This is a genomic window from Bradyrhizobium sp. 40 (assembly GCF_023100925.1).
GTDB lineage: Bacteria > Pseudomonadota > Alphaproteobacteria > Rhizobiales > Xanthobacteraceae > Bradyrhizobium.
The window spans coordinates 1,759,060-1,774,920 of the sequence record NZ_CP064688.1 but is presented as its reverse complement, the minus strand read 5'-3'; the positions used below and the strand labels follow the sequence as shown (position 1 = coordinate 1,774,920).

The 15,861-nt window shown below is 60.6% G+C and carries 13 protein-coding genes; 3 read left to right on the top strand and 10 right to left on the bottom strand.

Annotated features, from left to right (window positions below):
- The first annotated feature begins 1,775 nt into the window (after window positions 1-1,775).
- Window positions 1,776-2,096, top strand: coding sequence for a hypothetical protein (locus IVB40_RS08475; RefSeq protein WP_247439310.1), 321 nt, complete (start codon window positions 1,776-1,778; stop codon window positions 2,094-2,096).
- A gap of 35 nt (window positions 2,097-2,131) precedes the next feature.
- Window positions 2,132-2,752, top strand: coding sequence for a general stress protein (locus tag IVB40_RS08470; protein WP_247439299.1), 621 nt, complete (start codon window positions 2,132-2,134; stop codon window positions 2,750-2,752).
- Between the two features lie 806 nt (window positions 2,753-3,558).
- On the opposite strand, the gene IVB40_RS08465 is transcribed toward IVB40_RS08470, so the two are convergent.
- Window positions 3,559-6,051 (bottom strand): EAL domain-containing protein, encoded by a 2,493-nt coding sequence (locus IVB40_RS08465; RefSeq protein WP_247818601.1) that lies wholly within the window; start codon window positions 6,049-6,051, stop codon window positions 3,559-3,561.
- Window positions 6,052-6,473: 422 nt separating this feature from the next.
- Between IVB40_RS08465 and IVB40_RS08460 the strand changes: the two genes are divergently transcribed.
- A complete protein-coding gene (locus IVB40_RS08460; protein ID WP_247439287.1) occupies window positions 6,474-6,614 on the top strand; it encodes a hypothetical protein in 141 nt (46 codons plus the stop codon).
- A 362-nt stretch (window positions 6,615-6,976) separates the two neighbouring features.
- On the opposite strand, the gene IVB40_RS08455 is transcribed toward IVB40_RS08460, so the two are convergent.
- The 9 genes from IVB40_RS08455 to IVB40_RS08415 all read right to left on the bottom strand — a co-directional run bounded on the left by IVB40_RS08455 (window position 6,977) and on the right by IVB40_RS08415 (window position 15,810).
- On the bottom strand, window positions 6,977-8,455 hold the full coding sequence (locus tag IVB40_RS08455) for an aldehyde dehydrogenase (protein ID WP_247818600.1): 1,479 nt from the start codon (window positions 8,453-8,455) through the stop codon (window positions 6,977-6,979).
- A 70-nt stretch (window positions 8,456-8,525) separates the two neighbouring features.
- On the bottom strand, window positions 8,526-9,329 hold the full coding sequence (locus tag IVB40_RS08450) for an N-acyl homoserine lactonase family protein (RefSeq protein ID WP_247439274.1): 804 nt from the start codon (window positions 9,327-9,329) through the stop codon (window positions 8,526-8,528).
- Window positions 9,330-9,338: 9 nt separating this feature from the next.
- Window positions 9,339-10,298: a tripartite tricarboxylate transporter substrate binding protein gene (locus tag IVB40_RS08445; RefSeq protein ID WP_247439272.1), complete on the bottom strand. Its 960-nt coding sequence runs from the start codon at window positions 10,296-10,298 to the stop codon at window positions 9,339-9,341.
- A 46-nt stretch (window positions 10,299-10,344) separates the two neighbouring features.
- A complete protein-coding gene (locus tag IVB40_RS08440) occupies window positions 10,345-11,238 on the bottom strand; it encodes an NAD(P)-dependent oxidoreductase (RefSeq protein WP_247439270.1) in 894 nt (297 codons plus the stop codon).
- Between the two features lie 35 nt (window positions 11,239-11,273).
- Window positions 11,274-11,981 carry an ABC transporter ATP-binding protein gene (locus IVB40_RS08435; RefSeq protein ID WP_247439268.1) on the bottom strand — a complete coding sequence of 236 codons (708 nt, stop codon included), beginning with the start codon at window positions 11,979-11,981 and terminating at the stop codon, window positions 11,274-11,276.
- Window positions 11,974-12,735, bottom strand: coding sequence for an ABC transporter ATP-binding protein (locus IVB40_RS08430; RefSeq protein ID WP_247818599.1), 762 nt, complete (start codon window positions 12,733-12,735; stop codon window positions 11,974-11,976). The genes IVB40_RS08435 and IVB40_RS08430 overlap by 8 nt, the downstream gene beginning before the upstream one ends.
- A complete protein-coding gene (locus IVB40_RS08425; RefSeq protein WP_247439264.1) occupies window positions 12,732-13,715 on the bottom strand; it encodes a branched-chain amino acid ABC transporter permease in 984 nt (327 codons plus the stop codon). Before IVB40_RS08425 ends, IVB40_RS08430 begins: the two co-directional genes overlap by 4 nt.
- Window positions 13,712-14,581, bottom strand: coding sequence for a branched-chain amino acid ABC transporter permease (locus IVB40_RS08420; RefSeq protein ID WP_247439308.1), 870 nt, complete (start codon window positions 14,579-14,581; stop codon window positions 13,712-13,714). Before IVB40_RS08420 ends, IVB40_RS08425 begins: the two co-directional genes overlap by 4 nt.
- A 68-nt stretch (window positions 14,582-14,649) precedes the next feature.
- Window positions 14,650-15,810, bottom strand: coding sequence for an ABC transporter substrate-binding protein (locus IVB40_RS08415; protein WP_247439262.1), 1,161 nt, complete (start codon window positions 15,808-15,810; stop codon window positions 14,650-14,652).
- Between the last annotated feature and the right edge of the window lie 51 nt (window positions 15,811-15,861).

Genomic DNA, 15,861 nt, shown 5'->3' with positions numbered 1-15,861 from the left:
ATCTGCTCGGCACTCTTGCGCATCAGCCAACTTTGTGGCGGAGGCGTTTCGCGATGTACTTTTCTTAGACTCCGCCTTTACCTTCCTGGCGCTGACGCGGGTGTCATTAGGGTCGTGCCAGTGGCGGGGAATGAACTCCGGCGCACTCGCCTTATCTACTTCTTTTGGCTGAGGCTGAGGTGGGGTCGGCGGCTCGGAGGGCGGCATGGACGCCAGGACCACCTTCTTGACAGTTTTTTGGATGAGTTGGGTGCTGACTAGCGATAGCCGATCAGCCTTGTTGCCTGCGACGGCGGGATAGGTGATTGACGTCATCAATAACGGAGCGGGTTTGGACCCAGCGGCAGCGATAGCTCCGATGCCACCTAGACATATCACTCCAAGTACAACGACCTGATCACTTTCATCTTGCTCCAGACCGAGGCTTCAAGCGTAGACGACATTTGGCCGGCAGCAAGGCGACCTGATTTTTTGGGTTAACGGTACGAGCAGTGGTACCTTCGCATCGATCGGTTGCTTCAACACCACCGAAGAATGAGTCGCGACCAGCCGGACCAAAACTGATAGTGCAGCCGGAAGGAGGTCGCTGTTATGCCTGCGATGCTGTTATGCCTGCGATGATGGTCTGTAAACCGCGCGCCCTCATTTGGATGCAGTTCCAATGATCGAATTAGGTCGGGATAGTTGACCGGGCTTTTGGGTTAGTCGCTAGATTGCGTGAATGATAGCCGACAAGGCGGACGTCGTCGCTAATCTGATTGCTGACAGACCGGACTGTCCTCTTTTTGCGCCAGACGCCGGTCGCCTTCGACGGAAGGGAACGGCCGCGCGCGACAATAAGCAGACCATTTCTCTTGTTTACATAGACGTCGTACATCGTACTCCTCGGCGGGAGAGTAATGCCGGTTAGCGGGAAATGCGGCGACGGAACCGCAAAACTCGCGGAAAACGCACCAGTAGACAGCCCATTCTGTGTAACTTATGCATTGCGTGCCGGCTACTATTTGCAGGGAGCCGAGAGTGCCCTTCCGCCCTGAGTTGCGCGAAGAAGCCGCGCGGCAATGAGCTTTTGGATTGCGTTGGCCATTCAGCAAGAACGACTATAGTCGTTGGCACGCTTGGTCGACTCCAAAGACGCTTGCCTCTTCGACACTTTGTCGCAGCTGGCTCGTCCGGGAAAATTGCCCCGGTATGCCTACCTTCGACGGCCTTCGTACAGCCTGTCCAAGGCTCGTGTATCCGCGCATTGTCACCGAGCTACCACTTCTTCCGCTCTTTGAAAGCGCCGCGATCTCCATCGACAGCTGCTCCTGCGTGGACGGCTTTGAAAGCCGCGGAAGCTCTATCGGCAATTCGCCTTCAATGTCGGTAAAATCGGTCGCCAGCAGTATCGGTAGCTTGGAATCGCAGGCAACAAGATGACAAAATCCAAGCCGGCCGGTCATTCCGACATCGCATGACCGGTGATCACCAATTCCCGAGTCAGGCCTTTCTGCATGCACGCGGCTTTTACGGCCTTGCGCGCAAACTCCGGCCGCAGGGGCCCGAATGTACTCAGCACGAATATGCGACACATGCGGCGCGACAGCCCCATGCTGCTTTTGAAGATCTGGATGGTCGAACTAGAGCGGCCACGCACTCTCCCCATTTCATCTAAGACGTTCGTCTTATCTCTCTTAACGCCGACGCACCTGGCTCCAAGCCGGAAGACCGGGAAAACTTGGAACTTCTCGGGCTAGCCTATGTTGTACCATCCCAATACTGGAGATCGCGATATGAATAAAAAATTTCTTCTGCTGCTGTTGGCTGCTTCGCTCCTGGCCGGGCCGTCCTTTGCGCAAAACCCGCCGGCGGCCGATCGGCCAAACAATAATGCGGTCAACAGTTCAGGCCAGAACAATTCCAGCAAGCCGGTGGCAGGAGCCAACAGCTTCACCGAGGGCCAAGCCAAATCCAAGATCGAGGACGCCGGCTACACCAACGTTACATCCCTGAAGAAGGACAAGAACGGCGTTTGGCGCGGAAAGGCCAGTAAAGGCGGTGCATCAAGCGCGGTCAGTCTGGATTTCCAGGGCAACGTGAACGCTGCCAAGTAAGCTGCGCGCAGCAGTAAAGAATGAGAGGATTCAAGATGACCATTACGATTTCACGTCTCTACGACAACTATTCCGATGCGCAGCGCGCGGTGACCAGCCTGGAGGCCGCGGGCGTGCCGCATTCGGATCTGAGCATCGTCGCGAACAATTCCGATAACTGGTACAGCACCGATAAGAAGGTCGATCGCGATCGCGATGGGGTTGACGATCGGGCGGAAGGTGCGGCTACGGGTGCGGGCCTTGGCGCAGGTCTTGGTGGCGCTGCCGGCTTGCTCGCGGGCCTCGGTTTATTGGCTATCCCCGGCTTGGGTCCGGTCGTGGCGGCCGGATGGCTCGCGTCGACCGCGCTTGGTGCCGTTGCCGGCGGCGCGACGGGCGGCGTCGTCGGGGCACTGACGCAGGCCGGCGTATCCGATGAGGAAGCTCCGCTCTATGCCGAAGGTGTGCGGCGCGGCGGTACGCTGGTGTCCGCTCGTGTGCCGGACGCGGACCGCGCGCGATACGAAGCGATCCTGAACGAGTCAGCTGTCAATTTGCGCGACCGGATCGCAGCCTGGCAGAAGGCAGGATGGAAGAATTACGATCCATCTGCACAGCCTTATGGCGCAGAGGAAGTTCGCAGAGAACGCCAGCTTTACGGCACCGGCATGCGATGACTCACCGGGCGGCCCGCCGTCGGCGGGTCGCCAATTTAAACCGGACGATTGCCCATTTTATCCCTTGGACGGCGCTGCCTTTCGGGTCATTGCACCGTGAGTGCCGTAGCCGCGGGTGCGCTTCTAGCGACGGTGGCGAACACCATGATGCCTCTGCCGTGGCAGACCAAGTCAAGCCGTCGGTAGCCGGCATTTCCGGAGCGGCCGTGTTGACGGGGGCTACAGCGTCTTTCCCTGACGCTCGCTCTCCCGTCGTTCGGTGCCGGCATGGGCTTCGCGGTCGTCTCACCGTGGGGCAATCCCGGCGTCTCGGCAACCGGGCGGCTTCGGACGAAGTGGGTCGGAGCCCATACTGCCGAGGTGCAATTCAGGGATACGGCACACGGGCTTTAGCCTGAGCGGCCGGGATGTACTCGGAGCGATACTGCTGGCCTCTGCCGCAACATCATTGATCGGTACCGCGCCAGGTGTGTGAAGCACGCCGAGACCACGTCGCCATCCGGATTCCGGATAATAAGCAGGGGCTAAGAGCAGTATCCGTTTCCGCGCTCTGGACCGAATTCGGCGCATTGGCGAGCACTGCCCGTTCCTTGGCTGCGATCTCCATCCGCCAATGAAGCGCTCGACCAGGCGGGGTGAGAAGAGGTCGAGATCGGAAGTCGGACGCCAAGACGCTTGGTGCGGTCCGCCCAGTCGCGGCCACTGTTCGCTAGGATTGCCATGTCGCATTCGAGGTCTTCCATGATGGCGAAGCCACCCAGACAGCTCACCAACATCGCGAAGCCTCCGCGCGTCGGTCACATGGACTAAACGGTTTCGCCAAAAGCTGGAACGCCAAGCACATTGGATGCTTCCTTCTCGCCCGTCGGCACGATGCAGGGAGACGCTTGGTGCTCCATGAGTTGGCTGCCATCTAACAACCGCGAGATTTCGTCGGCCGACACGGGGCGACTGAACAGGAAGCCTTGAAATTCATGACAGTTGAAACCCTTTAGAATAGAGTCTTGTTCGGCGGTCTCCACCCCTTCGGCAACTACGGTCAGACCAAGCGCCCGTCCGAGCGTGATGATGGCTGCGGAAATCGCGCGGTCTTGAGGGTTTTGGCCAATTTCTCCAACGAAGCAACGGTCGATCTTTATCGTGTCAATCGGAAAGCTTTTCACCAACGAGAGAGACGAATAGCCCGTGCCGAAGTCGTCTATTGCCAGACGAACACCGCGACGATTGATGGCCTGCATGACCGCAGTCGCATGCGTGACGTTTTGCATCACCATGCTCTCGGTCACCTCGAGCTGTAGGAGCTCGGGAGCCAACCCCGTTTCGCGTAGAACCCCGTCGAGAAATCCTAGCAACTCATGATCGGTGAACTGCTTCGGCGAGAGATTAACGGCCATAGAGATCGCGGGCAATCCGCGTGACTGCCAGATGGTGCTCTGTCGGCAAGCTGTCTCCAATACCCACCTGCCAATCGGAATGATCAGACCGGTTTCCTCGGCCAGCGGAATGAAGGCTGCGGGGGCTATCAATCCTTTTTGGGGATGCTTCCAACGTAGAAGCGCCTCCACACCGACAATGCGACCTGCGGTATCTACCTTCGGCTGATAGTGGAGAAACAGCTCCTCTTTCTCCATTGCACGGCGCAAGTCCGCTTCGAGAACGAGGTGCTTCAGCGAATGCGACTGCAGCTCCGCCGAAAAGAAACGATATGCATTCTTTCCACCTGCCTTGGCCGCATACATTGCAGTGTCCGCCTGCTTGACGAGCTCCTCAGGATCTGAGGCGTCATCGGGGAAGATCGCGATTCCGATGCTACAGGTGATGCGGCATTCGTGACCACACAGGAGGAAAGGTGACTCGAGCGCTTCCAGAAGCCGTTGGGCGATCGCCGTCGCCTGATCTTTGCCGGTCAACTGGTCAACTAAAACGACGAACTCGTCGCCGCCCAGCCTGGCGAGCGCGTCCTCAGCCCGGATATTTGCACGCATCCGCTTGGATGCTTCGATAAGCAATTGATCGCCGGCAGTATGACCGAACGAGTCGTTGATCATTTTAAACCGGTCAAGGTCTGCGAAGAGAACGGCAAACCGGCTACCCGGCGCTCTGCTCGCGCGCTGATGCGCTTCTGAGACCATTGTGTTGAACATCGAGCGATTAGGGATACCTGTCAAAGCATCGTGGGTCGCCAGGAAGCGGATGCGCTCTTCCGCGATTTTCTTTGCCTCGGTCCGATCAAAATTGTGAAGAGCAAAGGAGACGTTTTCCGCCAGCCTAGCCAGGAGCTCAGCGATCTCGGAGGTGAAGATGCCTTCCTCGCTGGCTAGGAAGAGCAAGACTCCGATGACTTCACCCTCCCTGAATAGAGGAAAGCTCGCACCAGCGCGTGTTCCACCTCGTTCGGCAAGCTTATGCCAGTGAGTCGTCCCCGCGTCGCTCAAGAACTCATTTTTGATGCATGGCATTCTCGAACGAAACGAGGTGCCGGTTAGTCCCTTACCCTGGGGATGGTCTGCCAAAACCGAAAACGCTGTGCTGCGAACCCGATCGGCATTTTGTCCCTTAGTTGATACGATCTTCAAGAAGTGATCGTCCGGCTGAGCTAGGGCAATTGTCGTCGAGGTAAAATGGCCGCCCAGAACCGCTGCCTCGCAAACCAGATCGTAGAGTTCTTCGCGTGACCCAGCCCGCATCATGGCTTCGTTTGTCTTGCAAAGCGCGATGTACATGCGGTGCAACGCAGCTTCTTTGTCCTCTGCCTCGCGCTGAGCGCGCTCCGCCTCCTTTTGCCGTTCTGCCCCCTCGAACCTTTCGAGAGCAAATGCGACGTTCTCGACAACGCGTTGGAGGAGCTCGCTTATTTCGGCTGTGATAGAGTTGGCTTCTGCGAAGCAGAATAGAAATACGCCAATGCTTCGCGAGCGCTGGACTATCGGAACCGCCAACGTCGAACCGACGCCGCAAGCAATTGAATGCTCTCGCCACGGGGTCAGCGTATCGTCACCAAGAACGTCATTGCTGAGAACAGGGTGCCCCGAGCGATATGCCCGTCCCGCAAGTCCGTGGCCGTGGACTGAAGCCTCATCGACTGAAATGCTGATTTGCGGAATGAACCCTGTCTCGCTCGTTGCAGCGACGACGTCGAGCGACCCCGTATTGTTTGGGAAAAGGGCAGCTGTAATTCGAATGTGGCCGCCATGAACCGCGGCATCACAAACTCTTTGGTAAAGTTCGGAGCTGCTCGCGGAACGTAGAATGGCTTCGTTCGTGGCGTTCAGTGCCGCGAACATGAGTTCGTGGTTCATGGTCTCCCCCACAAACATCCTAGTGAGTCCAAGGAAACAACAAGTTAGGATCGATGCTTTAGGACATCTTAACGAGTGCTAGGTCATGCATCGCGTGGACCGCGCGCCGGTTTTCGCGCCTGACAGGCGCACGCGCCCGAGCGACATTTCTGCAGGAGCTTGCCGGCAGACCAGCCTTTGCCAGGCGGGTTGAGGGTATGCTGTCGCGCTACCCCAGAGTGTCGAAAGCAACCAGTCAGCACAAGTTTTCGCTGTCCGTCAGCAATACGACCCCGCTGCGAGGCTTCTCCCGCGATTTGATCCGAATCATTGCTCCGTTAGCTGCCCGCCGATGAAACCGGCGTCCACCGCTGCGATCGAACAACGAGGGATGGACCAGCCGGGTGGCAAATTCCGGGGGAACCTGCACGAGTGCCGGCGAGGTGCTGCGGGTCGAAGGCTTAACCGTCCAGTACGGCGCACTGGTTGCGCTGCGCGACGTGAGCTGGTCGGTTCATGCCAACGAGATCCTCATCATGGCCCGAACGGCGCTGCAAGAGCACCTGCTTTGCAGCCGTTGCTAACGCGGTGACTAGAAAACACTCGCAATGCAGGAAGATCCGGCGAAGCCGCGGATGAACGCAGCCATCGTGCTGCCGGATAATGCGTTTTCAGGCGAGCGAGCGCCGGCCTCGTCAGCCCGGGCGCGTCGAACACTCACCGCCCCGCGCCTGAAGGCCCGCAGCCGGCCACCCGCGAAAAAGAGCTCCGCGACCGCATGGGGTCACGGAGCTCGAGTCCAGGGAGGACGCCTTGAGGGCGACGGCGACCTCATCGACCTCCGCTATTCTATAGAAGACCGATCGCGGCTCTGGAGATGGAAACGGCACATTCAAGCCGCTCTATTCGCACGATGAGCTGCGCACGCCGTCAGCGGCTCCGCACCTCACATCTTAAGGGCGAACGGATCCCGCTCCTCGTTGGAAAAATCGATCATCACGTTCTTGGTCTGCAGGAACTCGTCCAGCGCCGCGACGCCGCGCTCCTTCCCGAAGCCGGACTCCTTGAAGCCGCCGAACGGCGCCATTGCGCTGGAGGCGCGATAAGTGTTCACCCAGACCGTTCCGGCGTGGACAGCCCTCGACACGCGCAAGGCGCGCGACAGGTTTGTCGTCCAGATTCCGGACGCTAGGCCATATTTGCTGTCGTTGGCAATACCGATCGCCTCGTCCTCCGTGTCGAAGGGAATGATCGAGAGCACGGGTCCGAACACCTCTTCCTGAGCGATTGCCATCTTGTTCTCGACTCCGGTGAAGATGGTCGGCTCGATGAACAGACCGTTGCCAAGACCATCGCCCGTCGCCGGTTTGCCGCCACACGCGAGAACTGCCCCTTCGTTTTGGGCATCGCCGATGCATTTGAGGATGCGTGCGAATTGCGGCTCGTTCGCCACCGTCCCCATATCCGTCGCCTTGTCCAAGGGGTTACCCAGTCTGATCTGGTGCGCCCGAGCGACGAGACGTTTCACGATGTCATCGTGGACGGATCGCTGCACGACGAGCCGCGAGCCGGCGATGCAGGTCTGCCCGGTCGCGCCGAAAATGCCGGCGAGAGCCCCGACGGTCGCCTTGTCGAGATCGGCGTCCTCGAAGATGATATTGGGAGACTTGCCGCCCAGCTCCAGCGTGACCGGGACAAGGCACCGGCCTGCTTCCGCCGCGATCTGGCGGCCGACGTTCGGGCTCCCCGTAAAACTGACACGGTCAATTCGGCCGCTCGAGAGCAGCGCCTGACCCGTCCTGTAATTGCCGGTGACGACATTGACGACGCCGGCGGGGAAGCCCGCCTCGCGAATCAGCTCGGCGAACTCGAGCGTCGTTACCGACGCATGCTCGGACGGCTTGATGACGACGCAATTGCCCGCGGCCAGCGCTGGCGCGAGCTTGTTGGCAAGCAAGCCCATCGGCGAGTTCCAGGCGGTGATCAGCACCGCGACGCCGATCGGCTCGCGGCGCGTGAAATCGAACACGTCGCGCTGGTCGAGCGGGATGGTGTCGCCGAAGATCTTGTCGGCACAGCCTGCGAAAAACCGGTAGGCGCGCGCGGCAAAGTGCATCTGCCCGTGCGTCTCCCGGATGATCTTGCCGTTGTCGGTGCTCTCCATGATGGCGATCCGCTTGGCCTGCTCATCGAGCAGATCGGCGAGCTTGTTCAGCAAAGTCGCGCGAGCAAGACCCGTGGTCATGCTCCAGATGGAGTCATAGGCGCGTCGCGCTGCGGCAATGGCATCGGCGACCTGCGCGGGGGTCGCCTGCGCGACCTGCGCCCATTCCTCGCGGGTATAAGGGTTTATGGCGGCGAACCATTCCTGGTTCGGAGCACTGACCGTCTCGTTGGCAATGGCAATTCCGTATTTCTTTGGCATGCTCGATTGTCTCCGCAACTGGCGAATTGCCTGTTTCATCCCGGACGGGAGGTCTGGCTTTGGTTGATGGCTAGGCTGGGCCCCCGAGGGGATCGGCGTCCAATCGCGAGATCCCGTTGATCCCTTCGCGGGCAGGAGGAAACAGCGAGAGCACCTGCCGGTCGTGACCGGGAATAATGTGCAACGGGCCATCGGCCAACTTCTCGATCACCGCAAAGCCGTTCAGCATCTGGTTGGTGTCGAACAACACGGGGAACGGCCGGCGCTGCAGGAGGTTGGCGTAATAGTGCGAGGCATCCGAGGCCAGCACCACATAGCCGCGGCGCGTCCTCACCCTCACGACCTGAAGCCCCGCGGTATGGCCGCCGAGCCAGTGCAGGGTTATTCCGTCGTCGAAATGAGAATTGGCATCGTGAAGAGTCACGCGCCCTTCAAAATTCCGCCGGACGATATGGCTGACGTCCTCGGCGTTGTAGGCCTTCTTCTGCTCGGCATCGCACATGCAGCGGCCGGTGCAGAAATGCATCTCGCGCTCCTGAACGTGATAACGCGCCCGCGGAAACAAATCGTGATTGCCGGCATGATCCCAATGCATGTGGGTGAGGATGACGTCCTTGACGCTATCGGAAGTGATGCCGATCTGCTTGAGGCCTTCGGCGACTGGGCGCGTGACTGCATAGTTGCGTGTCTTGCCTGCCCTCTCGTCGAAGCCGGTATCGACGACCACGGTGCGGTCCCGGCCAACCAGCGCCCAGACGAAAAAATCCAGCGGCATCGGAACGTCAGGCACATCGCTGCTGTCGATGAAGTTCTCGGATGCGCGGCGCTCTTCCTTCGCCGCGTATCGGATCGCGTAGATTTCATACTCGGACATGTCCATCTTTCACTGGCGCTCGATGCCAGCTTCCTTCGTTGTCGTGGCCCACAATTCGATGTCGTCCTTGAGATGCCTGGCGAAATCGGACGGGGCCATCCACTGAACCTCGAAGCCGATGTCAGCAAGACGGCTCCGGATCTCGGGCTCCGCCAACACCTCGCGTACACCTTCGGAGAGCTTCGCGACAATCTCGGGCGGCGTGTCCTTGGGAGCAAACAGGCCGGACCATGCGGATATGTTGATGAACGCGACACCGCCCTCCTTCATGGTCGGGATTTGCGGGAACAGCGAGGCGCGGTCCGGATTTGTGGTGGCAAGCGCACGAGCCGAGCCAGCCTCGACCTGGGAGACCGCGGGCGCCATGTCCATGAAGGTCATGGAGACGCGCTGGGCGATAATATCGGTGACGACCTGAGGGCTGTTCCGGTAAGGCACAGCGGCAATGTCGATCCCCGCCCGCCGCTTGAACGCCTCCCCGGACAGTTGACCAAGCGCATTGGCATATCCGAACGTCAACGTGCCGGGCTTGCTTTTCGCGAGCGCAACGAGATCTGCCACGTTTTTGACGGGCAGTGAAGGATCGACAATCAGAAAGTAAGGAAACACGCCGAACTGCGAAATCGGAGCAAAGTCTGCGATGGGATCGTACTGGATCGATTTCAGCAGGCTTGGATTCGCGGCGTGCGTAGACGTTCCGCCAACCAGCAATGTGTAGCCGTCGGGCGCTGATCGCGCGGCAGCCGTCGCTCCCAGCGCACCGTTTGCGCCAACGCGGTTGTCGATAATGATCGTCGTCTTCAGCAGCTCCGACAGCCGCTGAAACACAATGCGCGCCACCCCATCGGTCCCGCTGCCCGGGGCAAACGGCGCGATGACCGTGATCCGTTGAGAGGGATAGGCTTCAGCAGCTACGGCTAAATTCACATGTGACAGCGCGAACGCGATCGACAACAACAACACCCGCACGGAACCCTCCCATCGCTTTTTTTGCTTTTTCGTTTTCACGCGCCGACTACGACTTCTTCGAGCCACGTTCGATGACCTTCACGATGACCGGCCAGTAATTCGCGCCAAACCCGGCCTTGGACGCTTCCGTCAGAAGAGCCGCGCCCAGCGCCGCTTCCCTTGCCTCGATGCCTGCGTCCCTCGCCATGTCGAGCGCGTAGGACACGTCCTTGTGCATGTAGTCGGTCGAGAAGACCCGCTCGGGAAACTCTTGTGTCGCGACGGCCTTGTAGCCGTGGTTGCGCAGCGCAAAGCTGTCGGCAGAGCCTTTGGAGAGGGCATCAAACAAGGTCTGAGTCGACATGCCAGCGGCGTTCGCGATCGCGGACGCCTCGCAAAGGGCCGTCACCGTCCCCACCACGACCATGTTGTTCAGAATTTTGACGATCTGGCCGGTTCCGACGTCGCCGCAATGAGTCACGTCAGAAGCGAAGCAGCGCAGCAGCGGCTCGATCCGCGTAAACACATCCGGCGTAGCGCCGACGGAGATCGCCAGTGTCCCCGCCTCGGCAGCCGCGCGCGTCCGGGCGACCGGTGCATCGGCATAATCGGGTCCCTTCGCGGCAAAGACTCCGGCCAGTTCGCGCGTCAGTTTCAGCGGGCTCGTGGACAGGTCGACGATGGTCTGACCGGCGCGTGCAAATTCAAGCAGCCCGCCCGGCATTTCGCAAATCTTCTTCAAATGCTCGCCGCTCGGCATCGAAATGAAGACGATGTCGGCCTTGGCCACCGCAGCAACCGAGCCGGCATCGACCGCCCCGGCCTGAACCAGTCGCGCCACGGGTTCCGCGTTGAGGTCGTGGATCAGCACCTTTTGCTTTGTCTTCTGCACGAGATGCCGGCACATGGGTTCACCCATGACGCCCAAACCGATGAAGCCGAAGGTCGAAGATCCAGTCATGTCAAAGCTCCGGAATTTCCCGACAGAAAAAACATTCAGATACCGAGATAGGCCCGCCGCACATAGTCGCTGGCCAGCAGTTCCTGGCCCTTCCCGCTCAGCGCGACCGCGCCGGTTTCCAGCACAAAAGCCTCGTGACAGAGGTTGAGGGCAAGCTTTGCATTCTGCTCCACCAGGATGATCGACGTCCCGATATCGCGGTTGATCTCGCCGATGATGCGCGCGATCTCGTCGACGATGATCGGAGCAAGCCCGAGCGATGGTTCGTCGAGGAGCAAAAGTCGTGGCCTCGCCATCAGAGCGCGACCGATGGCAACCATCTGTTGCTCTCCGCCCGACAGCGAACCCGCCATCTGGGTCCGCCGCTCCACCAGGCGGGGGAAGTATCCGTAGATCTGGTCCAGCGTTTTCTTCTGCTGCGCTTTGTCGCGCTGCGAGTAGCCACCCACGAGCAGATTGTCGAGTACACTCATCTGCGGGAAGACGCGCCGTCCTTCGGGCGACAGCGAGATCCCGCGCCCGACACGCCGCGAGGCAGAGACGCCATCGATGCGCTCCCCGTCGAAATAGATCTCACCGCCGCTCAGTGGCCTGAGGCCGATAATGGCCTTCATCGTGGTGGTCTTGCCCGCGCCGTTCGAACCGATGAGCGAGACGATCGCCCCCTCGGCAACGGACAGGCTCAGATTGCGGACCGCCGTGAGGGGACCGTAGGAGACGCTGATCCCGCGCACATCAAGCATGGACCGCCTCCTTGCCGAGATACGCCTCGATCACGACTGGGTTTGATACGACTTCCGCAGGTGTTCCTTGCGCAATCATCGTACCGTGGTCCAGCACCACGACGCGATTGCACAGGCCCATGACCGTGCGCATGTGGTGCTCGACCATCACCATCGTGAGGCCGCGCTCCGCCTTCACCCGGCGCAGAACCGAAGCGAGCTCGGCCGCTTCCTCCGGATTGAGCCCGGCGACGGGTTCGTCCAGCATCAACAGCCGCGGTTCGCTGGCAAGCGCGACCGCGACGCCGAGACGTCGCTGCTCACCATAGGACAGCTCACGGGCCTTCAGGCCCACGCGGCGCGTCAGCCCGAGCAGCTCGAGCACATGGAGCGCTTTATCTTCGGCCTCCGCTCGCCACTTGCCGGAGAAAAACCCTCCCCACAGGCGGGTCGAGTTCGAGCCCAGCGTCCCGCGCGCTGCGTTTTCGATGACCGTCGCTTCGGAATAGATGGTTGCCGCCTGGAAGGTCCGCGAAAGCCCCTGACGAACCGTTTGATTGGCCGGCTGCCCCGAGATGTCGCGGTCCAGAAACCGGACCGTGCCCGCCGAGGGCCTCAACACGCCGGAGATCACGTTGAACAACGTGGTCTTGCCGGCGCCATTCGGGCCGATGAGACCGAGAAAGTCCCCCTCATTGACATCGAAGGAGACGTTTCGGACGGCAACGAGGCCGCCGAAGGACCGCTTCAGACTATCGACTTGTAGCATGCTCATGGCGCTTCCTCCACGAGCGTTGCGTTGGCTGGTGCGACGCGTTGGCGCAAACGCCCGATGTGGACGAGGCTCGCCAGGCCGTTCGGCACGAACATCAGGCAAAGAACCAGTATCGTCCCGTAGATGATGTGCTGCAATCCTTCGGTGGATCGCAGCAACTCCGGCAACGGCGTGAGGACAAGCACGCCGACCACAGGACCCAGCACGCCCTCGCGCCCGCCAACCACCAGCATGGTCAAGTAAGACACCGACTCCCAGAACGTGTACGAATCCGGGGAGATGAAACGGAGATAGTGCGTCGACAACGCGCCAGCGAATCCGGCGATGCCCGATCCGATCGTAAACGCAATCACCTGGACCCGATGGGTATCGATGCCGCTGGACTCGGTGAGGCGCTGGTTCTCGGCGGTGGCCGCCATCATCGTCCCCAGAGGCGACCGATACAGCAGCCAGGTCAGCAGCAGCGTCGCCAGCGCGCAGCCGAGCGCGAAGGGATAGAATTGCGGCTTGGCGCGAAGCACATATCCGAAGATTGAGATTGGAGGGACGCCCACCAGCCCGTTGGCGCCGCCCGTGATCGAGCTCATGTCCAACGCGAGCAACACCGCGATCTGGCTGAAGGCAAAGGCCACCAGCACGAAATAGACGCCGCGCAGACGCAGGATGATCCAGCCAAGAGCGGCAGCGATGACGGCCGCAACCAGAGCCGCGATGAACAGGGTCAGCAGAGGCGGCCACCCTTTCATCGACAACAGCGCCGAGACATAGCCGCCGACCAGTGCAAAGCCGCCATGGCCCATCGACAGCTGCCCGGCCCGGGCAATGATGGCGAGGCCAAGCACCAGCATCAAGTTGATGCAGCCGACTGTCGCCAGGTGAACATAGAACTGGTTCGGCGCGAACCAGGGCAGCAGCACGGCAAGGATGACTGCCACGCCGACGCCGACAAAGTGCACAGGCTTGGTGGTTGGACGATTCACGCCTCACGCTCCTTTCGGCCGAGCAGGCCTTGCGGGCGCAGCAGCACGACGGCGATCACGACTAAGAATTGTAGAATCTCGGCCAACGAGGCGCTGACGAAGGTGCCGGCAAAACTCTCGATCAGGCCGATGAGCAGTCCGCCGACAACCGCGCCTGGGACGCTGCCCAGTCCCCCGATGACGACGATGACGAATGCTTTCAAGGTCGGCGCCAGGCCGATGAAGGGCGACACCGACAGCACCGGCGCCATCAGGACGCCGGCGAATGCCGCCAGGCTGACGCCCAGCACGAACGCGGCGGGAAAGATGACATCGACGCGAATGCCCTGCACCTGGGCAATTTCCGCGTCCTGGGCCACGGCCCGCATGGCGCGGCCGATCCTTGTATGGCCGATCAACAGATTGAGCGACACCACGGCAAGGATCGCACCGATGATGACGACCAGCCGCGACCACGGAAATACGATCCCGTCGATGGACAGAACGCCGGAGACGACGGGCGGCACGGTGCGTGCCGACGATCCCCACATCAGCAGCGCGCTGTTCTGGATGATAAGCGCGACGCCGACCGAGGCGATCATGCCGTTGATGTCGTTGCCGCGAAACCGGCGAAACACGACCCGCTCCATCACCAGCCCGAGCAGGGCCGTTGCGCCCACGGCAAGGAGGACGCTAACGACGAACGGCATGTTGTTGCTGCCATAGAGGATGGCGAACAGGAAGGCGCCGACCATGTAGAACTCGCCATGCGCAAAATTGACGATGCGCATAATACCGAACACCATAGTGAAGCCGATGGCCATCAGCACATAGATCATGCCTACCATGAGGCCGTTGACGACGGTCTGGGCCAGAATGATGTCCATGCTCACGGGACGAGGACTCCAATCGCAGCGGCGAGGCAGATCATGCCTCGCCAGTTTTCAGCGGTCACTTATTTGCACGCATTGACGTCGCAGGTCGCAACCTTCGTGACGACGCCGTCCTTGATCTGCCCGACGTAGAAGGGAAGATCGATCTGGCGCTTGCTTCCGTACTTCTGCTCGCCGGTCCAACCGGCCTTGCCCATCGTGGTCAGGACATCCGACAATCCATCGAGCGTCGTCGCGATCTTGGTCGTATCGTCCACGGTCCCGGCCTTCTTCATGGCCGTGAACAGCATCTGCAGGCCGGCATAGAAGAACGGGCTGAAGCCGTTCATGTTCTGCCCATACTTGGCCTTGAAGCGGGCAACGTAGGCCGCCGTGTCAGGCAGGCCCGTGTCGATGGGCAAGTGAACGTAGGTCCCTTCGGCTGCATCCTTGCCCGCGACCTTCAGCATCTCGGCCGAAACATCGCCGCCCGTGACGAAAACCGGACCACGATAGCCGAGCTCGCGCGCCTGCTTCAGAATGAGGCCGGCGGTGGTCGGAGAATTGCCGCCGAGCTCGAGCCCATCGGCCTTCATCAGGATACGCGTGAGAACGGGCACGAAGTCGACGCGCTCGCGCTCGAAATACTCGACCTGCAGCTTCGTGCCGGCCTTGGCGTACGAGTTGAAGTTCGCAACGCCGATCTGCTGCCCGGTCTCATCGTTGGGAAGCAGCGACACGACCTGCTTGGCCGACGTGCTCTTCATCAGCCACGCCACCTGCGGGTCGGAGAATTCGCCAGTCGTAATCACCGGGCGATAGGAGAACGGCGCATCGGCCCCGAGGGCCCGCGGCGTGAAAGCGAGCGTCATGGTGATGACTTTGCCGGACGTGGTCTGATCCTTGGTCGCCACCGCCGCGGCCGAGCCCATCGGGCCGACCACGAAATGGATTCCGTCCTGGATCATGAGGCGATCCATCGCCGTGACCGCGTCTGCGGCGCGGTAGCGGTCGTCATATTGCTTGATCAGGATCTTGTAGCGCTTGCCGGCGACTTCGAGACCGCCATCCTTGTTGACGTCTTCCGCGGCAAAATCGGTGGCGGCGAGCATGCCTTCCGCGAACGCGGCGCCTGCGCCGGAAAAGCTGGCGTGCACGCCGATCGTGACACTGTCTTCGGCCCAGGCGGCGCCGGAACAGGTGACCATTGCAGCCAGGACGGCAATCAACTCAAAACGCTTCATTCCAATCTCTCCCCAGATGTTGCTCTTGTCTGCCTTGCTCGTTTCTTTCAG